Source organism: Alphaproteobacteria bacterium LSUCC0396 (assembly GCA_041228345.1).
Classification (GTDB): domain Bacteria; phylum Pseudomonadota; class Alphaproteobacteria; order Puniceispirillales; family Puniceispirillaceae; genus UBA3439.
Genome location: CP166131.1, coordinates 1,466,376 through 1,488,333, shown reverse-complemented (window position 1 = coordinate 1,488,333; position 21,958 = coordinate 1,466,376). Strand labels below are relative to the sequence as shown.

The window sequence follows — 21,958 nt, the reverse complement described above, 5'->3', positions numbered from 1 at the left end:
GTTGGCAATATGTCACATAGGTATTTATGCAGCAGCCGATTTACTGGCAGTCTCGAGCGCCAATAAGGCGGCTTTGCGCGCTAGATTATCCTGATGTGCCGGGTGATTGTCACTACCCCCGCCGTAATTACCCAATGAGCCATCTGCCCGCACCACACGGTGGCATGGATAGATAATTGGTATTGGGTTGCTCGCACATGATGACCCGGCGGCACGGGCGGCACCGGATTTGCCGGCAAAATTGGCAAATTCACCATAACTCATCACCGTCCCATAGGGGATTTTGGCCATAATATCGAGCCAATAACGTCCGGCTTTCGATTTTCCGACGGGGTCTAAGGGCACGGTGAACTGCTGCAGGCGTCCAGCGAAAAAGGCCGCAAGCTGGGCAATTGTTTCACGTGAAACATCGTCAGCATGGCAAGGCTGGTCCCAGCCAGTTTGATTCCAATCGAGACGGATGAGGCTATGGCCATTGCTAATGGGTCGAAGCCAGCCAAAGTCGGTCTGGATTTTTGACGAAAATAACTGGTCAAGTGCGCCGTTGATCTGGGGCATGATATCTCCTTTTATGGTCATACGGGCCAACCAATGAAAGAGATCATAAAAAGAAGACTTGTTGTTGGCCATCTTTCACACTAGGAAAAGCCTATCAGAGACGGGAATAATTGAAAAGTTTATGAGCAATCTTGCAAGTGACACGATTTTTGCGATCGCGACTCCACCCGGACGATCGGCAATTGCGGTGATCCGGATTAGCGGGCCAAACGCGGCAAGCGCACCGGCGCTGTTTCGCGCAGCCTGTCCGCCTGCCGGGCAGTTTTCGGTGGCGCGGCTATACCATGATGGGCAGGTGATTGATCAGGCGTTATTGCTATTTATGAAGGGGCCGCGATCTAGCACGGGCGAGGATGTTTGCGAGATCCATTGTCATGGCAGCCGGGCGGTCATTGATGCCCTAGTGGCCCAGCTGGCGGCAGGTGAAGGGTTTCGCATGGCCTATCCGGGGGAATTTACCCGCCGTGGCTTTATGAATGGGAAAATGGATTTATCAGCCGTTGAAGGTTTGGCTGATTTAATTGACGCCGAAACGCCAGCACAGCTGCATCAGGCATGGGTACAGATTGATGGCGCTTTGCGTGGACCGGTAATGCAATGGCGCGGCGAACTCGTGCAGATTGCCGCACAATTAGAGGCGTTGATTGATTTTGCCGATGAAGATTTGCCAGCGTCGGTCGAACGGTCTTTGCGGTCCAGCACGGAAAATTTGCAGGCGGCACTCGCTGGTCATCTAAATGATGGTGGTGCTGGTGAATTGGTACGGGACGGCGTGGTTGCGGCGTTAATTGGGCCGGTAAATGCGGGCAAATCAACAATTTTAAATTGCTTGGCTGGGCGCGCTGCGGCGATCGTGTCAGATGAGGCTGGCACAACACGCGATATTATTCAGATACGGCTTGATCTTGGCGGGGTACCGGCGAATATCATGGATACGGCTGGATTGCGCGAGACGAGCGGGACGATTGAAGCCGAGGGGATTCGGCGCTCGCTAGAAGCGGCAGGTGTGGCTGATTTGGTGATTATCGTGCTGGACGGCAGTAAATCTGACTGGCCAGCCACGCGCGCGAACATTGATGCCCTCACCGACCGGCCAAAATTATATATTCTTAACAAGGCGGATTGCGGCGTTGCGGGAGATCCGGCAGCAATTGATGATCAGATGATCATTATGTCAGCAAAGAACCCGTCAGATATCGAGGGTTTAAGTGAAATACTGGCCAATCGGCTGGTCCCGCTAAACCGCGCGGATGGCAGTGTTATCATTACCCGCCAGCGGCACCGTATCGCCATGCAGGGTGCGCATGATGCACTGGAACGTGCATTGGGGCATGATTTCCAGAACGCGCCGGAATTAGCGGCAGAAGAGGTCCGCCTTGCCGCCAGTGCGCTTGGCCGGATTACTGGCGATATTGATGTTGAAGAATTGCTGGGGAGCATCTTTTCCGCCTTTTGTATTGGAAAATAGGCTAAAATACGGCATAACACCCTCGTTAAACCGATTATTGGCAAAAACAGGCAGAGCATGACGAATAGATTTGATGTCATTGTCGTTGGCGGCGGTCATGCTGGCTGTGAGGCAGCCGCAGCCGCAGCCCGCATGGGCGCAAATGTTGCGCTGGTGACGATGCGCGCCGACCGTATTGGCGAGATGTCATGTAATCCGGCGATCGGTGGTCTTGGTAAAGGCCATCTTGTCCGTGAAATTGATGCGCTGGACGGGATTATGGGCCGCGCGATTGACCGTGCCGGCATCCAGTTCCGGATGTTGAATAGATCACGCGGTCCGGCAGTGCATGGTCCAAGGGCACAGGCCGACCGCAAGCTTTACCGCATGGCGATCAAGGCGCTGTTAGCCGAAATGCCGAATATTCAAATCATTGAAGCGGCTGTTGGCGATCTGACGGTTGAAACGGGCGCTGATGGCCGTAATGTAACCGGCATTATAACCGAGGATGGCCGCGCCTTTCATTGCGGTGCTGTGGTGCTGACAACGGGCACATTCTTAGGCGGTTTAATCCATCTTGGTGATGAGCGGACGCCGGCTGGCCGTGTTGGTGAAGCGCCGTCAAATCAGCTTGCAGCGCGGCTTGCGGCACTTGAACTTCCGCTTGGCCGGCTAAAAACAGGAACGCCGGCGCGTCTCGATGGTAACAGCATTGACTGGGCCAGCCTTGAAATGCAGCCAGCTGATGACCCGCCAATTCCCTTTTCCACCCTGACTGACAAGATTACCGTGCCGCAAATCAGCTGTGGTATTACCCGCACGACCGCCGAAACACACCGGATTATTGCCGAATCGATGCATTTATCAGCGGTTTACAGCGGCGCGATTTCGGGTACTGGCCCCCGCTATTGCCCGTCGATCGAGGATAAGGTGAACCGCTTTGCCGATAAAAGCTCTCACCAGATCTTTCTAGAGCCAGAAGGGCTTGATGATCCGACAGTCTATCCAAATGGCATTTCGACCAGCCTGCCGCGCGATGTGCAGCAGGCGATGATTGCAACAATTCCCGGGCTTGGATCGGCGAAAATCCTGCAATTTGGTTATGCGATTGAATATGATTTTGTTGATCCGCGTGCATTACGCCGGTCATTGGCATTAAAAGCGCTGCCGGGGCTTTATCTGGCTGGCCAGATCAATGGCACAACCGGTTATGAAGAGGCCGCGGCGCAGGGTCTTATTGCCGGGATTAATGCCGCGTTACGGGCGGCAAATGGCCCAGATTACGCGCCATTTGTGCTGGATCGTGCAGATGCGTATATCGGTGTTATGGTTGATGATCTTATCACGAAAGGCGCGCCCGAACCCTATCGAATGTTTACCTCGCGCGCGGAATATCGGCTGTTACTTCGCGCCGATAATGCTGACCAGCGCTTAACCGATCGCGGCCTTGCGATTGGCTGTGTTGGCAGTGTTCGTCAAAAAGCATGGCATGAAAAAGCAGCGTCACTGGCGCTTGCGCGTAAATCACTTGAAACCAATCCGCAGCCCGCAAAGATAGTCGCAGTGGCAGGATTGCCGGCGCCGCGTGATGGGGCCGCTCGTAGTGCGGCTGATCTGTTAACGTTAGAGGGAATCACCATCGCCGATCTTTTGCCTGTTTGGCCAGATCTGGTGAATATTTCACCTATATTGCATTGTCAGCTGGAGGCAGATTACCGTTACGCTGGTTATGTTGGACGCCAGCAGGCAGATATTGATGCGTTGCGCCGTGATGAGGCGGTAAGCATACCGGCCGAGACCGATTTCGCAGCGGTGGGCGGGCTGTCGGCAGAATCAAAAGATATCTTGCGGCGGTTTCAGCCAGAAACCATTGGCCATGCAAACCGCCTTCCGGGTCTGACACCGGCGGCGGTTGTGGCGGTTTTGCGCCATATTAAACGTGAACAGAAACACACCGCCAGCAGGACCGTATCGTGACGCCGGATGATGTTGCCCGATTGCTGAATGTTTCACGTGAAACAATTGATAAATTTCGTGCCTATCTGACATTATTGGAAAAATGGCAAGCGCGGATCAATCTTGTCGCGAACAGCACCCTCGCCGAGGCTTGGCAGCGTCATATTCTGGATTCTGGACAGCTCGCGGCATTTTACCCGCCACAGACCAAAAATATCATGGATGTTGGCAGTGGCGCTGGGTTTCCCGGCCTCGTTCTGGCGATTATGGGGGGCGTTACGGTTGATCTTGTCGAATCAGATCAGCGCAAGGCGGTATTTTTGTCGATGGTGATCCGCGAATTGGACTTGCCCGCCAAAGTTCATAATCAGCGGATCGAAACCCTGCCGCAGCTTTTCCCTGATGTTATTACAGCGCGAGCCTTAGCTCCTGTCCCTAAACTATTGAAACTCATTGAAAATCAACTTAGTCCCAAAAGTGTCTGCCTGTTTTTGAAAGGCGCTGCCGTGCAAGATGAATTGACCAATTTGCAAACTTATTCCACTATGGACGCAACAACGCACCCAAGCCTATCTGGCCCAACTGGTGTTGTTCTAGAACTTAAAAATAGCCGCTAAATCACGATTTGTGATCGTCGCTATGTTACTAGACCCAAATGGACAAGGTTTGCTGATATGACCTCAAAAACCCGAATCATTGCGGTTGCCAACCAAAAGGGTGGCGTCGGAAAGACCACCACTTCGGTGAATTTGGCAACGGCGTTGGCGGCATGCGGGCGCCGTGTCCTATTGGTCGATTTTGACCCTCAGGGCAATGCTAGTACCGGCTTGGGCATTGATGAGCCAGAGCGCGCGGTGAATAGCTACCGGCTTATTACTGGCGAAGTAAAGGCTAAGGCGGCAGTAAAGACAAGCAATGTTCCCGGTTTGGATATAATTCCGGCCATTGTAGATCTCTCAGCGGCTGAAATTGAGCTTGCTGAAATTGAGCGGCGTGAATTCCGCCTTTCAGATGCTCTAAAGCCGGCCATATCGGTATATGAATATGTGATTATCGACTGTCCGCCATCGTTGGGTTTGCTGACGGTGAATGCGTTATGTGCAGCTGATCGTGTTCTGGTACCGCTTCAATGTGAATTCTATGCCCTTGAAGGCCTGTCACAATTGATGCGAACCATTGGGTCGGTACAGGCTGAATTAAACCAGAATCTTACTATGCAGGGTATTGTTTTGACGATGTATGATGGGCGCAATCGACTGTCTGAACAGGTTGCAAATGATGTTAGAACGCATTTAGGAAATCTTGTCTATAATACTGTAATTCCTAGAAATGTTCGTGTTTCAGAGGCGCCGTCTTTCGGCCAGCCTGTATTGATGTATGATCTAAACTGTACTGGCTCACAGGCCTATATCGCGCTTGCCGCCGAGTTGTTAAATCAGGAAAAGGAAGTCGCCTAATGCCACCAAAAACCTCGTCGGGCACCGCATCGCCAAAGAAAACCGCCAATCGTGGGCTTGGGCGCGGGCTGTCATCACTGTTAGGTGATCGCGGCATTGCCGCGGCAACAGGCGCGGCGGCTATACGTGATGGTAACGCATCAACCGCTGCAGCGCCCCTCGCGCCATCAGCAGGCTTTCAGGAAATTCCGATCGAATGGATTAATGTTGGCCCCTGGCAGCCGCGTCGACAGTTTGACAAGGACGGTCTGAATGATTTGGCGGCGTCGATCCGGCAAAAAGGTATTGTTCAGCCAATTCTATTGCGCCCAAACCCGGAAAAACCAAGCCGCTATCAACTTGTTGCTGGTGAACGCCGTTGGCGTGCGGCGCAATTGGCGAAAATACATCAGGTTCCGGCGATTATTCGCGACCTGACCGAGGCTGAATGTTATGAAATTGCGCTGATTGAAAATATTCAGCGAAGCGATCTTAGCGTTATTGAAGAAGCGCAAGGCTATCAGAAACTGTTAGAAACCAACCGCTATACACAAGAACAAGTATCTGAAATTATTGGTAAATCAAGAAGCCACATTGCGAATCTCTTACGGCTTTTATTACTACCGCCGTCGGTTCAGACGTTGCTTCTTGACCGGAAAATCACGATGGGACAGGCGCGGCCGCTAATCGGTCATGGCGATGCTGACGCGCTTGCTAGGGTGATTGTTGCGAAAGGCCTGTCGGCACGTCAGGCCGAAATGCTCGCCAAACAAGATCGGGTTAAGACAGGCAAAAAAGCGGCTAAGCCAGAGAAATCGGCAGATATCAAAGCACTGGAACGCCAAGCAGCTGATAAGCTGGGTCTGGCATTTCAGATTGACTGGGATGAAGCCAAGGAGCGCGGCAAGTTGGTGATTGATTGTCAGTCACTAGAGCAGATGACCAATTTGCTGGCAAAGTTGGGTATACGCTAGCGCGGCGCGCGAAGGCAAATCCCTAAAAGGCTTTGCGCGGTGCAAAGTTGATCGTCAATTCTGCCAGATTTCAGTTGTAATTCAATATCTTGTAACCGGTTGACCATTTCCATTGCCAGATGCGGTCGCCAGCGCCGAAGATGCGCCTGTAACCGGTGCTGTAATTTGAAATGCGGCGGTGGGCGCAGACTGCGCAAGGCATTTTGCGCTGATTGACCATTTGTCATCGCATAGCCGGCAAGACCCAATTGCCGAAAATAGGTTTGGCAACCGCGAATGATCATCACGGCATTGGTATCTTCATACCAGGCTTTTTGCAGCGCCTGTTGCAGCCGGGCAACGGCGCCACTAGCCAGCGCATCGGCAATATCATCAATAGCAAGAAGCGCACTATCGCCAAGCGCGATCTGTACATCCTCAGCCTCAAGCCGCCCGCCCGGCCCTGCCATTAAAGCCAGTTTTTCAATTTCACTGCGTGATGAAGCCCGGTCACTGCCCAACCGCCCGGCGATGATATCAAACGCATCACGGCTTGCAGTGACGTTGTCGGCGGCAAAAATTTTGTTGGCTAACTCACAAATATCACCGACACCATCAGCATAACAGCCAATTGATGCAGCGGTTTTGCTGGTTTCGAATAATTTAACAATCGCGTGTTTCGTTGTTGTGTCGCTTGCTTCGATTATGATCATGGTATTGGGTAACGGTTTTGCCAGTGCCAGTTTAGCGGCTTCTAGCAATTCGGTACCGCGACCCTTAACGAGAACAAGCCGGCGATCACCAAAGGCCGGAATGGCGGCGGCCGAATCAGCAATTAAGCCTACCTCGCCAGATAACATATCGCCGCTTAGCCGCGTTACCGAAAATACATCGTCCAAATTATCGCTAAATAAGGCGGCAAATTGCTTTGCGCGTTCGCTAATCATGCCTAAATCATTACCGTGAAACAGAACGGCGTTAATGTCGGCAGGTGGTTTTGTTAAAAAGCTGGAAATTTGGCGGGGCGCAACTTTCATCTCTTAGACGTTGCCCGCTATCGGCTCTGTTCTAGAAAATAAAGCTGTAACCGGCGAACAACACGCTGTGCCAATAGAATGGCGAGGCGTTCCCGGGCATGAATTTCAGATTTATCCTTTCCATAAAGCGATGTTACCGTGCCAAGCGTCGCATCCGCGGTAACACTATCAGCAAGGAGCGTTTTACCATCGGCTAAGCGGCGCAATGCAAAGCTCGTTGTCATGCTCATTTTTTTCAATGTTGAGCTTACGCCTTGAACTGATAATGCGCTTGAAGCGCTAATCAAAATCGACGAGGTTAATTCATAGTTTTCAGGCAGTTGTCCACCAATATACAGTAATTTTTGCAATTCGTGGTGATAAAGCTGGCCCTCGCGCCCGGCTGTTGGCGTAACCGCGATTTGTCGCAGGACTTCTTGATTATTGTCGCCGAGCTGGCGCACCGATAAATCGCTACACCCGGCAAGAACCAACCCGCACAGCACGCGAAAAACAAGCTGAAAAGCCCGCAGATTGGCCTTATGGCCGGTGCGGTTAGATAACCACATTGATAATTCGGTTTTTAACAACAATCAATTTCCTCGGAGGCTTTCCATCAAGATAGCGGATAATCGCCGGTGACGCCAGCGCGCGCGCTTCGGCATCACTGGCTTCGCAATCGCGTGGCAGCATAATGGTATCACGGAGTTTACCATTTACCTGAATCCCAATTTCAATCTCATCATCGGCAGCAAGGCTGGCATCAGCTTGTGGCCATGCGGCGTTAGCAAGCAAACCGTCATGGCCGAGGCATTGCCATATCTCCTCGGCAATATGAGGTGATAACGGCGCCAATAGTTGGGTCAGTGTCTCAATTGCGAACCGCTTTGCCTCGTTGGCACCCTTGTCACCGGCTTTTAAATCGGCGATTGCGTTGGCAAGCATATGCAGCTGGGCAACGGCTCGGTTAAAGCGGAAATTTTCAATATCGGCAGACAGGCCAATAATAGATTTATGTGCTATACGGATAAGTGCGAGCGCGCTGCCCTCACTATCGGGCAATGGCGCCGCGCCACGGGGGGCAAGATCTGGCTCCTGTGCCATACGCCAGACCCGCTTTAAAAACCGTGACGCGCCTTCAACGCCGGATTCAGTCCATTCCATATCACGCTCGGGTGGCGAGTCCGAAAGCATGAATAACCGCGCCGTATCAGCGCCGTAATTCTGGATAATCAGCTCAGGGTCAACAACATTGCGCTTTGATTTACTCATCTTTTCAATGCGGCCAGCAGTCACTTCGCTATCATCCGCGATTTGCACCCACTCATCACCCTTTTTGACCACATCTGTCGGAAACAGCCATTTACCTGATTTGTCCTGAAATGTCTGGTGGCAGACCATGCCTTGCGTCATCAGGCCGGCAAACGGTTCACCAAGATCAAGATAACCGACCTTGGATAGTGCCCGGGTGAAAAAACGTGAATAAAGCAAATGTAAAACGGCGTGTTCAACCCCACCAATATATTGATCAACCGGCAGCCAATATGCCGCCGCTTCGCCATTTATCCCGTCATCTGATGCTGGATCTGCATAGCGCAAGAAATACCATGAGCTCTCAAAAAACGTATCAAAAGTATCCTGTTCGCGCGTGGCCGCCTTGCCGCATTTCGGACAGCTGGTATGTTTCCAGTTTGGGTGACGGCTTAGCGGGTTGCCACTTCCGGAAAAATCAACATCCTCGGGTAGGGTAACCGGCAGGTCTTTTTCCGGCACCGGAACAGCACCGCAATCATCGCAATGGATGATTGGGATCGGGCAGCCCCAATAGCGCTGGCGCGATACGCCCCAGTCACGAAGCCGGTAAGTTGTCTCGCCAGTTCCAGCGTTGGCGGCGGTAATTGCGGCAACCGCGGCGGCTTTGCCAGCCTCGATATCAAGCCCATCCCAAGCCCCCGAATTAAAAAGCTTTCCGGGGCCAGTATAGGCCGTGTCGGTTACGGTGAAGCTAGCCGCATCTTCGCCATCAGGCAGAACCACCGGTAAAATTTGAAGTCCATAAGCATTGGCAAAATCAAGATCACGCTGGTCATGTGCAGGACAGCCAAAAATCGCCCCAGTGCCGTAATCCATCAGCACGAAATTAGCAATATAAACCGGCATTTTAATGGCCGGATCAAGCGGATGGCTAACCTGCAATCCAGTATCAAAGCCTTTTTTCTCGGCTGTTTCGACAGCGGCTTCAGATGTACCAAGCTTGGCGCATTCAGTGATGAAATCAGCCGCAGCGGGGATATTTTTGCCAATCGCCAGCGCCAATGGGTGATTGGCGGCGATGGCCAGAAATGACGCGCCAAATAATGTGTCAGGGCGCGTGGTAAAGACCTCAATATGATCAGCGTCAATCGGGCTCTTACCGTTAATTGAAAACTGGATACGCGCACCTTCGGACTTTCCAATCCAGTTCTGCTGCATCAGCCTCACGCGGTCGGGCCAGCGGTTAAGATCGCCAATCGCGGCCAAAAGTTCATCGGCAAAATCAGTGATTTTCAAAAACCATTGTGACAAAAGGCGGCGTTCAACGGGCGCGCCTGAACGCCAGCCACAGCCATCGACAACCTGTTCATTCGCCAGAACGGTGTTTTCAACCGGATCCCAATTGACCCAGCTTTCCTTGCGATAGGCCAGGCCAGCTTCGAGAAATTTCAAAAACATCTTTTGTTCATGCTGGTAATAATCAGGTGAACAGGTGGCAAATTCCCGAGACCAATCATAGGACAGCCCCATGCTTTTCAGCTGGGTACGCATGGCGGCGATATTTTCAATCGTCCATTTGCCTGGATGAACACCGCGCTCCATGGCCGCGTTTTCGGCTGGCAGACCAAACGCATCCCACCCCATCGGATGTAAAACATTAAACCCCTTGGCGCGCTGGTAACGCGCCACGACATCACCAAGCGTGTAATTGCGAACATGCCCCATATGAATCCGCCCCGAAGGATAGGGAAACATCTCAAGGACATAATATTTTGGTTTGTCATGGTCGACGCTGGCGGTAAAACAATCAGCCTGCTCCCATTTATCTTGCCATTTCTGTTCAATCGCGGGGGCATCATATTGGGTCATTCAAATCTTCCTTCGATCATTTTCCGGCTCGTCAGCCATTGCGTCACGTATGATGCAAACCAGATCGGATGCCGGATTTATGATCAATATTACCATGTCAGATTGTCAATATAACGGTGAATAGGTTGGTTTGCGGGCAATCAATACATGGCCAGAAATTAATCAACCGTTTCGGTGATCGCGGCAGCGCGTAATTCGCGTGCGCGGGTCAGTACCAGATCCTCTAGCTTGCGGCCAAGTGCTTCATCACGGCCAGCATCAATCCACTCAGTGCCAAGGCGGTTTTGGATATAGGCGCGAACGGTGATTGCATCGGAACGCAACTCGCGGCCAACCACAAACATGGTTAATTTCAGACGCTGATTAGGGGCGGCTTTAGACTGGTGCCATTCGGTAACAATGCTGCCACCAAATGTATCGACATCATCCAATGGCACAAATGACGCGATATCAAGTGCCGCCCGCCATAACAGCGCGTTCACTGGCAAGCTGTTGCCAGAATCGTTTTTTTTGCCTAAATCTGATAATTTAATGCCACCTGGCTTGCCGGTTAAAATGGAAATTTCGTCTTTTTCATTGGATGGGTCATTAGGAATAATGTTTTTACCGTTTCCACATGCCACCAATAGTGAACAGATGAGGATCATTAATCCTATGAATTTGATTCGTATCGCCAATTTCATCTCCCAATCGAACCATGCCGAGCCCTAGTAGTGCAATAAAGTTTGATTTATAGCAATAAAAAAGGGGGCCAAAGCCCCCTTTTCCGTGATTGGTTTTTTTAGAAGTTTACACGAACTTGCAAACGAGTTGCTGAGCCGTTATCACTTGTTGCAGCTGCTGAAGCATCTGTGAAGTCGTAGTTTGTGTGCAGAAGACCAATGCGCAATCCACCGGTCATGTCATAACGAACACCAATTGTGTCAGAAGAAAAGTCATCACCGAGATTTGTTGTGCCGTCTTGCGACATTTCTCGGCGATAGTAAACTAACTTGGTAGCGCTGTTCAAATTATACTGACCACCGAAAGTTGTTCCTTCTACATCAGATGTCTTAGCACCAGCTGAAGTAGTAGTTTCTGTGTTTTGAGAAATCACGTATACGCGGCCAAATGAAGATGAATACTCAGCACCATACTCTGTGCCTGCTGATTCATCAGCGGTTGAGTCCGCCCCGTCTGTTACAATATTGGCATATTGAAGGCGAAGGCTACCGCCCAGAATGTCCATTTTGTAGCCAACAGCTGTAGCTGTCTCATCAGCTTCTGAAGTGGCACCAGCGTCTCCGTAAGAAATGGCTGCGCTTAGCCCACCAATTGATGGCATGTGATAGACAACCTTATTGCCTTTACCGCCACCAAGAAAGCCAGTCGTTTGATCACCCATGGCGGCAAGGCCGGCATTGGTTGAGCCGCCAATATAAGCGCCGCCGGCTATAGTAGCCTCCCAGTTCTCATCGAGTGACGAAGAGTAGTTTACAGACCACTGTTTGCCGAGGTCAATTTTACCGAAATCGCCATCGATATCGATCCAGTTGCGATCGACAGCACCGCTGGTCAAAATACGATGATTTGTACCAATTGATAGGCCATTGTCGAGTGTAGCGGATGATTTTACCCAAAGCTGTAAAACATCTGTCATTGAGTTATTGTTTGCACCAGCAACTGCTGCGTCGTCGTCAGACCAGCTGTTGTAACGAAAACGAGCATTACCACTAATTGAAATGTCTGCAGCTACCGCAGAAACACTGCCCAAAGCAATAAGCGCAGTTGTTGTAAGAAGAACCTTACGCATCATTAAATCTCCCTTAGAGAAGTCATTGCCACCATTGGCAATGGACAAAACATATTGATTATCACTAAATTAACAAGAACCGATGAATGCGATGGAATAAGTTTTTTCATGTGTGTGATATTTTTGCAACAGTCTTGTTGATGAGGGGCTAAAGCGTTACAAAAGTTGGAACTATTGCAACAGACAGCCTTGGCTAGGGGCAGCACAAATCATGTCAGACGAAATTTTAAACACGCATTCTATCATTGCCGATAATCTTTCTGCTATCCATAAAAAAATTAATTCCGCCGAGGGGAACTATAAAACGCAAACGGGGCTTCATCGGCCAGTTACCTTGGTGGCGGTAAGCAAACGTCAGCCTGATAACCGGATTGATGCAGCACTTGTGGCTGGCCAGCGTGTGTTTGGCGAAAACCGCGTTCAAGAAGCCCAAGGCCGATGGGTGCCACGCCGCGATCGACATGCCGATTTGACATTGCATTTAATTGGCCCGCTGCAAACCAACAAGGCGGCGGATGCGGTGGCGCTATTTGATGTTATCGAGGTGGTTGATCGGCCCAAGCTGGCAAAGGCATTGGGCGATGAGATGATCCGTCAAAACCGCCTGCTTGATTGCTATATTCAGGTTAATAGTGGTAAAGAAGCGCAAAAATCAGGCATTGCGCCTGAGGATGCGGATGACTTCATTGCCTTTTGCCGTGATGAGGCGGGGCTTAATATTACTGGCCTGATGTGTATTCCGCCAATTTATGAAGAGGCGGCGATGCATTTTGCGCTGTTGCAAACCATTGCCAAACGCAATCATCTTTCTATCTTATCAATGGGAATGAGTGATGATTTCGAAGAGGCAATTGCCTTTGGGGCAAATGTGGTTCGTATAGGATCAGCCATTTTTGGGGAGCGTGACAGTTAGGGTGTTTTTACCCTTTATCCTTATCCATAATCATATGGCCAGTCCGATGTTTCTTTGTTGCAAGATAATCTTCATTATGCGGATTGCTGGCAAGCACTAGCGGCACGCGTTCTTCAACTTTGATTCCGCATTGTTCAAGCTGGCTGATCTTGTCAGGATTATTAGTGATCAGCCGCAAACGTGTAATGCCAAGTGCATCAAGAATACGCGCTGCAGGCAAAAACACCCGTTCATCCGTGTCAAACCCGAGTGCATGATTAGCATCCACCGTATCCAGCCCATTATCCTGTAATGCATAGGCGCGCATTTTGTTTAAAAGGCCAATATCACGCCCTTCTTGTGCCAGATAAACCAGCACGCCGCCGCCATTTTCCGCCATCAGCCGCATCGCCGCCTGCAATTGATCGCCGCAATCACATTTCAGGCTGCCCAGAACATCACCAGTAATACATTGCGAATGAAGGCGCACCAATGGCGCCTCAAGATCAGCGCCTTTTCCGATCAAAACGGCAAAATGATCCTCGCCGCCGATTTCGGCACGAAACATCACAACCTCGGCATTTTCAGCGACCGCCAGCGGCACCCTGGCACGCGCCGCAATCCGCATCATGGCTCCGGCCTGATGATGATAGGCATCCAGATCGCGCGCTTCCAGAACAAGCAGATTATGTTCTTGGGCAAACCGGTCTTGCGCCGAGATATCGCGAAATGGCAGCCGCGCCAATAACGCAGCAGGCAGCAATTTGGCATTGCGCAATAATCTGGTGGCGTGATCAGCGAGCGATCCTGTCTGCTCGGCAACAAGGCTAAGGCCATTATGCTCATCAAGGCTTGTCTGGCCAAATGCAAGGTCAAATACGCGTTCGTAATCGCGCATCGCAAGCGCAATCGTCGCCGCGGGCCAGCCCTGACGAAGAGCTTTACCAAGGCTTCGTATCCGGTTTGCTGTCAACACGAGCAAGGCGCCGGATCCGGCAAGCCGGCTAAGCGCGGTAATGTCACTGTCATCGGCAAATTCTGCACCGCGGAAAAGTGCCGCCTCGCCATTATTGAGTCGCAGCATCACATGGCCGCCGCGGCGCAATTCTGCGCTCGCACGTTCGGCCTTCATATAGGCGTTTTTTGCACGGGTATCGTGCATCATCCCGGCTCCGGTTCGTTAAGGCATATACAATCTAGAATAGAATAAGCTACGATTACTTGGTGTAACTGGTTAATGCACGTGTGTAAATTAAGCCATTGATTTATTGAGTTGTGATAAAAAATGCAAGTGTTGTCCCCATGCGACAGGAAAGAAGCCGCTTCTACGTCGCGTTTATTAATCGTTGATGATGATGCCTATTTGCGTGCAACCTTGCGCCAGCAACTTGCCGTCGAGGGGTTTAGCGAAATATTCGAAGTTGGGGTTGTTGCTGACCTTGATAATGTGCTTGCCAACACCAACCCCGATTTAATTCTGCTCGATGTTCAGATGCCTGACGGAAACGGAATTGATATCTGTCAGCGTTTGCGGCGGAACGGGTTTGCCAAGCCGATTGTGATGTTGACGGCCAAGGGGGCAGAAGATGATATTGTCCGCGGGCTAGAGGCTGGTGCGAATGATTATATCACCAAGCCGCTTCGTCTTGGCGAGTTGATTGCTCGTATCCGAACCCAATTGCGCCAGTTCAAAGCCTTGGACGATGCGCGTTTTGAGATTGGCAATCTTAGCTTTGTACCGGCTAATAAAATGCTGCATGAAATTGGCACTGACCGGATGCAGGCCCTAACCGAAAAAGAATCAACGATCCTGAAATTTCTGTATTGGGCATTTCCCAATGATGTAACGAAAAGTGAAATTCTAGCCGAGGTTTGGGGGTTTCAAAATGGTGTCAGCACGCACACGCTTGAAACGCATATTTACCGTTTGCGCCAGAAAATCAGTCGGCTAACAAAAGAGCCCTTGGTCCTTACCACGGAAAAAGGCTATCGGCTGTCAGATTGAATGAGGCTATTTCGCCTTGCCATCCATCAGTGATGAAATCGCTGACGTCACCGCTTTGGTGCCCATATCGCCGCCAAATTCCATCGGGCGCAACCGGTTTAGCGAAAAGCCGGTTTCAATCGCCGCATCAAGTATCATAGCGGCATCGTCATAGGCCGGTTGATCTAGTTTTTCGGCAAGATAATCAAGCATTAATCCGGCGCTTAAAATTGCCGCTAGCGGGTTGGCTTTATCCATACCCATAATATCAGGGGCGCTGCCATGTGCGGGTTGAAACAGTCCGATCTCGTCACCAATTTCGCCGCAGGCCGCCATGCCCATCCCGCCAACAAGGCCACCGGCAAGATCTGACAAAATATCGCCAAACATATTTTCCATTACCAAAACATCGGCTGCCCAGGGCTGGCGAATAAGATCGAGCGCTGCCGCATCGACATAATTATAACCCTTGCTGATATCCGGATACTGGGCGCTAACTTCGTCAAAAATCTGCCGGAAAAATGCCATCGAGGTAAAGACATTCGCCTTATCAACACAAGTTACCTGCCCCTTATGCCCTTTTTCTTTGCGCTTACTGGCAAAGCGAAAGGCAAAATCATGCAGCTTTTCAGTCGTCGCACGGGTAATGCGCAAAGTCTCGTCACAGACCGCGTTATCAATGACTTTGCTCCGGCCATGAACGGCAGCAGAATAAAACAGACCTTCGGTAGATTCGCGAATAATGACAAGATCAATCTTGCTAGCACGTTTGTCGGCAAGTGGCATTGGCGCATTTGGATAAGCTTTGACTGGCCTGATACCGGCATAAAGCTGGTACCGGTCACGAAGCCGAAGATGCGGTGATATTTCAGTGCCATCAGCGTGCCGGATCGAAGGAAGCCCGATAGCTCCAAGGAAAATCGCATCGGCGTCACCGGCGCGCTTTTCGCCATCTGGCTCTATATCAACACCTGTTTCGGCATAATATTTCGCACCGGCGGCAATCTCAATAATTTCTGGTGCTGGTAGCCCTGCTTTGCTCATGGCTTTTTGGGCAAGGAACATGGCGGCATCACTGACATCAACGCCGATGCCATCACCTTTAATCAAGCTGATCCTAGCGCGCATATCATGCCTCCCAATTATTTCTGCAAACAATATTACCGCGCAACATCTAGCTGCGGATCATTGCCGCAGGCTTTATCTCAACGATGGTGGGGTAAATCTAGAAATGTGCAAAAACGGATGGCTGGGGCGGTAGGATTCGAACCTACGATACACGATACCAAAAACCGATGCCTTACCACTTGGCCACGCCCCAATCCGTTGGACGCTGCAATTTAGCGACCAAGTTCCAAGCAATCAAGCCCGTTCTTTGCCGAATATGCTTTAAAATCCCCCAAACCTTGTGGTTGTACCCTAACCGTCTGATTAAATGATTTAATCGACTTGGTAAATCTGGCTTGCAATGGCCCAATATCCAGCGGTTTCAAGTTGGGCTGCTGCCGCTTTGGCATCGCTGGCTTGTTCAAATAGTGCAAAACAGCTTGCTCCGCTTCCCGACATCGCAGCGCATTTAACGCCAGGTGCGGCCTCCATTATTTCAAGGCAGGATCTAATCTGCGGCACTAGCACCAGTGCCGCTGGTGTCAAATCATTACCAAGCGCAACAAGACCGGCAGCATCAAGCCCATCAAGAGATCCGGCAAAACCGCTGTAATGACCGCCAAAATGGGTAAAGACGTCTTTGGTTGATAGCGGGATCTGGGGATTTGCAAGCAATATTGCGCCGGTTTGCGGCATGGTAAACGGCGTCATGCTGTCACCAATTCCGGCAATGCGTTGGCACCCACCAGCAAGACAAACTGGCACATCAGCGCCAAGGCTGGCGGCAAGGTCATAAAGGACGGAACTGTCCAGCGGCGTCCGTGACAGCGCGTTTACTGCCCGCAATAATGCCGCTGCATCGGCCGATCCGCCGCCAAGCCCCGCCCCAACAGGAATGTTTTTTTCCAGCGTGATTGCAAGCCCGTCAATGACACCGCCAGCTTGCCGGTACCCGTCCAAGGCGTGCATCACCAGATTATTAGCGCCACGATTATCCTGTGTTTGGTAATTAAATCGAGGGGTGGCAATTTCGTCGTTATCTAAGGCTGTACTGAACTCGCCAGTCACGATCAGCGCATCATTCGCCGCCGGCTCAAATGTTAGTCGATCGCCAAATTCGGTGAAGACAATCAACGAGTCCAAATGATGATAGCCGCGATCATCCTTGCCACAAACGCGCAGGAAAAGGTTAATTTTTGCCGGCGCAAGAACGGAAATCATGGATTAAGTTTGGCGGTAAATTCGGCTTTTAGGTCATCTTCGGTGGCAATTGACAGCGCATATTGCCATTTGAAACGCGCTTCGCTATGGCGGCCGACTTCCCAATAAGCGTCGCCAAGATGGCCGGCAATGACCGCATCCATTGGTTCCAGAATGGTTGCCTGCTCGAGAAAGGCAACTGCCAGATCATAATTGCGAAGCTTGAAATGTACCCATCCCAGCGAATCCACAAAAAAGCCGCTTCTCGGCCGCAATCGAACCGCCTTTTCAATTAATTTGATCGCCTCATCAAGATTGCGCCCGTCATCGGCCCACCAATAACCTAGATAATTTAGGGTGAAGGGATCGTTTGGATTTTCCTCTAAAGCTGCTTTGAAACTAGCTTCGGCAAGTTCATCCTGTTCAAGCTGCTCATAGGAAATGGCAAGGTTTCGAAAGAGATCGCCAGACACGAAGCCAAGATCAATTGCAACAAGATAGGCATCACGTGCCTTATCAAACTGGCTTGCCATTCGATAAAGGTCGCCTAGCTCTTTATGCAAAAGCGCGTTCACCCGGTCTCCATCAACGGCTGCCTGCATTTGGCTGATTGCGCCTGACATATCGTTGCGCCGTTCCAGATCACTTCTAAGCAATAACCTAGGCTGACCCCAAATACTGGTCTCATCAATGGCATCAAGCTTGGCGATGGCGGCTTGTGGCTGTTCCATTTCTTGCAGGGCTTGGGCCAACAGGAAACGGGCACTATCGTTCGCATCATCAAGATATAATGCCAGCCCAAGGCGTGCATTCAACATGCTGCCACCTTGCGATTGCCTGTCAATTAAGCTGGCATCTATGATTCCAGCTGCAATATGGCTGCTTATTTTTGGCGCTTCCTTTTGGCTGATTAGCTGGGCGCGCACAAGCTTATGGCTAAAGCCCAATGGCAGGCGGTCAATCACCTCATCCATTTTGCCAAATTCGGCGTTGCGGGCGTAAAGGCTGGCAAGCTGCAGCATGGTTTGTGATGATAGATCGCGCCGCGCAAACAATGTCTCGGTATGAAACTGCATCTCGGCCTTATCACCAAGATGCTCGGCTAGACGAGCAGCCTGAATGATGTACATCGCTGGCATGGTCTGACCAGATGCGGCCGCGGCCTTGCCGATTTTCAGCAAATGTGACAATCCGGCGGCGCCCTGCCCCTTGGCAGTCAGCGCCCATGCTTTGATCACGGCGGCCACTGGCTGGGCATCAAGATTTTCCGCAATCGAGTCGGCAAGCACCAGAACCGCGTCCCAATCTTCTTGCAGGATCGCCTGCGCAGTTGCCGGTTCGCGGGAAAAACTGGTGGTCAGATTCTGCAGCTCAATTTCGCTGGCAAGCGTTGCGGCGGCATCAATATGCCCAAGCTGAAACTGCGTGTAAAAAGCCTGTTGCAACAGGTTGGGATTGTCCCGATCAGAATTTAAGGCTTTGAGGTAAAACGCCGCCGAGGCACTAACATCACGAAAATATAACGCTTGGCGTGCCGCAAGATAATTTGCCGCCGTAGTTTCCAAACGCTGATTTAAATTTGTCGATGCGAATGATTTTTGGGCTGGCGTATACAGAAAGGCGACCAGCAGAACGGCACTGGCAAGCATTAGCCATGGCCGGTTATGGTCTGTATATCGCCGCGGCCTTTTCTGGCCTGTCATTTTGTCTAGATTACCCAAATCCACCCTCACATATTGGGGTAATTAGGCCCGCCTCCACCTTCGGGGCTGACCCACACGATATTCTGTGATGGGTCTTTGATATCACAAGTTTTGCAATGCACACAATTCTGTGCGTTGATCTGTAACCTTGGGTTCCGGCCATCGTCATTGTGAACAATCTCGTAAACACCAGCCGGGCAATAGCGTTGTTCGGGCGCATCATAAAGCGCAAGATTGTGGCTGATCGGGATCGAGGCATCTTTTAAGGTCAGATGCGCTGGCTGATTCTCCTCATGATTTGTCCCGGACAAAAACACCGATGAATTTCGGTCAAAACTGACAATGCCATCAGGTTTTGGGTAGTCGATCTTTGGCATTTCGCTGGCAAGCTTTAGACCTTCATGGTCAGCATGATGGCGCAATGTCCACGGGGCTCTGCCAAAAAATAGATAAGTATCAATCGCAGCATATGCGAGGCCCAGCCACAGGCCTTTGGCAAAACCGGGCCGAATGTTGCGGACTTTGTAAAGCTCGGCCCATAGCCAGCTATCTTGCAACCGGTTTGCATAGCTTGTCGGCTCATCACCGGCCTGCATGGTGTCCAGCGCCTCAAAAATGGCTTCTGCGGCCAACATCCCCGACTTCATTGCCGTATGCGTGCCTTTGATTTTTGGCACATTCAAAAACCCAGCGGTACAGCCAACAAGGCAACCGCCCGGGAACGTCAATTTTGGCACTGACTGGAACCCACCTTCATTCAATGCGCGCGCGCCATAGGAAACGCGGCGTCCGCCAACAAAGGTATCCCGCACTGCTGGATGATTTTTAAATCGCTGAAACTCCTCAAATGGGGATAGATGCGGGTTGCTGTAATCAAGCCCGACAACATAACCAACGGCAACCTGATTACCGTTTAGATGATAAAGGAATGATCCACCATAAGTGTCACTGGCCAGCGGCCAGCCAACCGAATGCCAGGCCAGACCGGGCTTGGCCTTTTCAGGGTCAATATCCCATAATTCCTTAATGCCAATCGCAAAGGTTTGCGGATCTTTGCCCTCACGTAGATCAAATTTTTCAAACAGAGTTTTGGTCAGATGTCCACGGCAGCCTTCAGCAAAAATTGTCTGTTTGGCGTGCAACTCCATGCCGCGCATATAGTGATCGGTTGGCACCCCATCCTTGCCAATCCCCATATCGCCAGTTGCAACCCCTTTGACCCAGCCCTGATCATCATACAGAACCTCGGCTGCCGGAAAGCCTGGATAAATCTCAACGCCCAAGGCTTCGGCCTGCTCGCCTAGCCAGCGACAAAAATTCCCAAGCGAGATGATATAATTGCCGTGATTATTCATGCTTGGCGGTGTTGGCATCCGAAAGCTGCCGGTCTCGGTCAGAAACATGAATTTATCTGCGGTTACCGGTGTGTCGAGAGGGGCGCCGCGTTGTTGCCAATCGGGAATCAGCTCATTCAGGCTGCGCGGTTCAAGAACGGCGCCTGACAGGATATGGGCGCCAACCTCGCTGCCTTTTTCAATCAGGCACACCTCGATGTTTTTGCCAGCCTCGTTTGCCAGCTGTTTCAGTCGGATCGCTGCGGACAGGCCAGATGGGCCGCCCCCGACGATCACAACATCAAATTCCATCACTTCGCGTTCCATCTTTATTCCCATCTATGTCGACATAGTTTCAAAATTCAGCGAGATATATGTTACCGTCCAGTATGATATTACCTGTCGGCTGTTACCATAAGAAGCCTTCAATTCAGCTTCAAGCCAATTGATAAAATTCAGTGCCCATGCAAGACTAATATTGCGCATTTTTGCCGCGGTGAAACAACCAAAATTCGACAGATTCTGATATGCCAGCACAAATCCATGATCGAAATGAACTGATTGCGATGTTGGCATGGCAACTGGATATGGGCGTTGATGAAGCCTTGTTGGATCATCCTGTGCCCGATGCGCCGCCATTACGCCTTGACCAGCTTTTGGCAGCAAATGTTAGCCTGCCCGCATCGACGGCGGTAAAATCGGCCATGCGCGATGCCACATCGCACACTCATAATCTTTTGGATAAACTTGCGGGGCACAAATCTGCTGGTGACGACCCTTTAAAGGCCAGTGCGGGTTTAGAGGCAAGTGCGGGTGCGGCAGTGGCGACACTTTCCGGCATCACCAGCTTGGCTGATTTGCAAGCTGGGCTTGCTGGTCTTGATGCGTGTCCGCTAAAGCACACTGCCAGCAATCTATGTTTTGCCGATGGTAATCCGGGGGCGCGGTTGATGATTATTGGCGAAGCCCCCGGCCGTGACGAAGACCGCATGGGTGTGCCTTTTGTTGGGGCTGATGGTCAGCTTCTCGACAAGATGCTAATGACGATTGGGCTTGATCGTGCATCGGCTTATCTCACTAATCTTTTGCCGTGGAGACCACCGGGCAATCGTAGCCCCACCGAAGAAGAAACGGCGATGTTGTTGCCATGGCTGTTTCGTCATGTTCAACTTGCCAAGCCGGATATCGTGCTTTTGCTTGGCGGTGCCGCAGCCAAGCTGGTTTTGGGCAGTAATGACGGCATTATGAAGCTGCGTGGACATTGGCACGAAATTGATTTTGGTGATGGCGTATTGCGGCCCGCTTTGGCAAGTTTGCATCCGGCCTATCTGTTACGCTCGCCAGCGCAAAAACGTCTGGCGTTTGAAGATTTGCTGCTATTGGCCAAACGTCTTGGTGCGAACGACACGAAAGGGCGTGCTGACTGAGCAGTCTGATAACGAAACAGGTTGATCCGC

Annotated in this window: 19 protein-coding genes and 1 tRNA gene; 8 read left to right on the top strand and 12 right to left on the bottom strand. The window is 51.1% G+C overall.

Features of this window, described 5'->3' with window-relative positions; genetic code table 11:
- Positions 1 to 24 precede the first annotated feature (24 nt).
- A complete protein-coding gene (locus AB8881_07130; protein ID XDZ62325.1) occupies positions 25 to 558 on the bottom strand; it encodes a methylated-DNA--[protein]-cysteine S-methyltransferase in 534 nt (177 codons plus the stop codon).
- A 121-nt stretch (positions 559 to 679) separates the two neighbouring features.
- On the opposite strand from AB8881_07130, the gene mnmE reads away from it, so the two are divergent.
- The 5 genes from mnmE to AB8881_07105 are packed head-to-tail and all read left to right on the top strand — an operon-like array spanning position 680 to position 6,371.
- The gene (mnmE, locus tag AB8881_07125) at positions 680 to 2,026 is read left to right on the top strand and encodes a tRNA uridine-5-carboxymethylaminomethyl(34) synthesis GTPase MnmE (protein ID XDZ62324.1); all 1,347 of its coding nucleotides are present in this window, start codon (positions 680 to 682) and stop codon (positions 2,024 to 2,026) included.
- 57 nt (positions 2,027 to 2,083) lie between these two features.
- Positions 2,084 to 3,982 (top strand): tRNA uridine-5-carboxymethylaminomethyl(34) synthesis enzyme MnmG, encoded by a 1,899-nt coding sequence (gene mnmG / locus AB8881_07120; GenBank protein ID XDZ62323.1) that lies wholly within the window; start codon positions 2,084 to 2,086, stop codon positions 3,980 to 3,982.
- Positions 3,979 to 4,578: a 16S rRNA (guanine(527)-N(7))-methyltransferase RsmG gene (gene rsmG, locus AB8881_07115; GenBank protein XDZ62322.1), complete on the top strand. Its 600-nt coding sequence runs from the start codon at positions 3,979 to 3,981 to the stop codon at positions 4,576 to 4,578. Before mnmG ends, rsmG begins: the two co-directional genes overlap by 4 nt.
- A gap of 57 nt (positions 4,579 to 4,635) precedes the next feature.
- A complete protein-coding gene (locus AB8881_07110) occupies positions 4,636 to 5,418 on the top strand; it encodes a ParA family protein (protein ID XDZ62321.1) in 783 nt (260 codons plus the stop codon).
- A complete protein-coding gene (locus AB8881_07105) occupies positions 5,418 to 6,371 on the top strand; it encodes a ParB/RepB/Spo0J family partition protein (GenBank protein ID XDZ62320.1) in 954 nt (317 codons plus the stop codon). The genes AB8881_07110 and AB8881_07105 overlap by 1 nt, the downstream gene beginning before the upstream one ends.
- Here the strand turns inward: AB8881_07105 and holA are convergent.
- The 5 genes from holA to AB8881_07080 form a co-directional block, all read right to left on the bottom strand.
- Positions 6,368 to 7,387, bottom strand: coding sequence for a DNA polymerase III subunit delta (gene holA, locus AB8881_07100; GenBank protein XDZ62319.1), 1,020 nt, complete (start codon positions 7,385 to 7,387; stop codon positions 6,368 to 6,370). The genes AB8881_07105 and holA overlap by 4 nt on opposite strands.
- 17 nt (positions 7,388 to 7,404) lie before the next feature.
- Positions 7,405 to 7,959 (bottom strand): hypothetical protein, encoded by a 555-nt coding sequence (locus AB8881_07095; protein ID XDZ62318.1) that lies wholly within the window; start codon positions 7,957 to 7,959, stop codon positions 7,405 to 7,407.
- Positions 7,922 to 10,489 carry a leucine--tRNA ligase gene (leuS, locus tag AB8881_07090; protein ID XDZ62317.1) on the bottom strand — a complete coding sequence of 856 codons (2,568 nt, stop codon included), beginning with the start codon at positions 10,487 to 10,489 and terminating at the stop codon, positions 7,922 to 7,924. The genes AB8881_07095 and leuS overlap by 38 nt, the downstream gene beginning before the upstream one ends.
- 158 nt (positions 10,490 to 10,647) lie before the next feature.
- Entirely contained in the window at positions 10,648 to 11,166 is a 519-nt protein-coding gene (locus AB8881_07085; protein XDZ62316.1) for a DUF3576 domain-containing protein, read from the bottom strand.
- Between the two features lie 104 nt (positions 11,167 to 11,270).
- Positions 11,271 to 12,284 (bottom strand): porin, encoded by a 1,014-nt coding sequence (locus AB8881_07080; protein XDZ62315.1) that lies wholly within the window; start codon positions 12,282 to 12,284, stop codon positions 11,271 to 11,273.
- A 208-nt stretch (positions 12,285 to 12,492) separates the two neighbouring features.
- Between AB8881_07080 and AB8881_07075 the strand changes: the two genes are divergently transcribed.
- Positions 12,493 to 13,194, top strand: coding sequence for a YggS family pyridoxal phosphate-dependent enzyme (locus AB8881_07075; GenBank protein XDZ62314.1), 702 nt, complete (start codon positions 12,493 to 12,495; stop codon positions 13,192 to 13,194).
- A gap of 7 nt (positions 13,195 to 13,201) precedes the next feature.
- On the opposite strand, the gene ribA is transcribed toward AB8881_07075, so the two are convergent.
- On the bottom strand, positions 13,202 to 14,338 hold the full coding sequence (gene ribA / locus AB8881_07070) for a GTP cyclohydrolase II (protein XDZ62313.1): 1,137 nt from the start codon (positions 14,336 to 14,338) through the stop codon (positions 13,202 to 13,204).
- Positions 14,339 to 14,458: 120 nt separating this feature from the next.
- Here ribA and AB8881_07065 point away from each other — a divergent pair, with 120 nt between their 5' ends.
- Positions 14,459 to 15,178: a response regulator transcription factor gene (locus AB8881_07065; protein XDZ62312.1), complete on the top strand. Its 720-nt coding sequence runs from the start codon at positions 14,459 to 14,461 to the stop codon at positions 15,176 to 15,178.
- A gap of 6 nt (positions 15,179 to 15,184) precedes the next feature.
- Here AB8881_07065 and AB8881_07060 read toward each other — a convergent pair whose 3' ends face one another.
- The 5 genes from AB8881_07060 to AB8881_07040 form a co-directional block, all read right to left on the bottom strand.
- Positions 15,185 to 16,285: an isocitrate/isopropylmalate dehydrogenase family protein gene (locus AB8881_07060; GenBank protein XDZ62311.1), complete on the bottom strand. Its 1,101-nt coding sequence runs from the start codon at positions 16,283 to 16,285 to the stop codon at positions 15,185 to 15,187.
- Positions 16,286 to 16,403: 118 nt separating this feature from the next.
- Positions 16,404 to 16,478: transfer RNA gene (locus AB8881_07055), tRNA-Gln, on the bottom strand.
- Between the two features lie 119 nt (positions 16,479 to 16,597).
- On the bottom strand, positions 16,598 to 17,485 hold the full coding sequence (locus AB8881_07050; protein ID XDZ62310.1) for a 4-(cytidine 5'-diphospho)-2-C-methyl-D-erythritol kinase: 888 nt from the start codon (positions 17,483 to 17,485) through the stop codon (positions 16,598 to 16,600).
- Entirely contained in the window at positions 17,482 to 19,167 is a 1,686-nt protein-coding gene (locus AB8881_07045) for a tetratricopeptide repeat protein (protein ID XDZ62309.1), read from the bottom strand. The genes AB8881_07050 and AB8881_07045 overlap by 4 nt, the downstream gene beginning before the upstream one ends.
- 26 nt (positions 19,168 to 19,193) lie before the next feature.
- Positions 19,194 to 20,828: an electron transfer flavoprotein-ubiquinone oxidoreductase gene (locus AB8881_07040; GenBank protein XDZ62308.1), complete on the bottom strand. Its 1,635-nt coding sequence runs from the start codon at positions 20,826 to 20,828 to the stop codon at positions 19,194 to 19,196.
- Positions 20,829 to 21,028: 200 nt separating this feature from the next.
- Between AB8881_07040 and AB8881_07035 the strand changes: the two genes are divergently transcribed.
- The gene (locus AB8881_07035; protein XDZ62307.1) at positions 21,029 to 21,928 is read left to right on the top strand and encodes a uracil-DNA glycosylase family protein; all 900 of its coding nucleotides are present in this window, start codon (positions 21,029 to 21,031) and stop codon (positions 21,926 to 21,928) included.
- Positions 21,929 to 21,958: the final 30 nt, after the last annotated feature.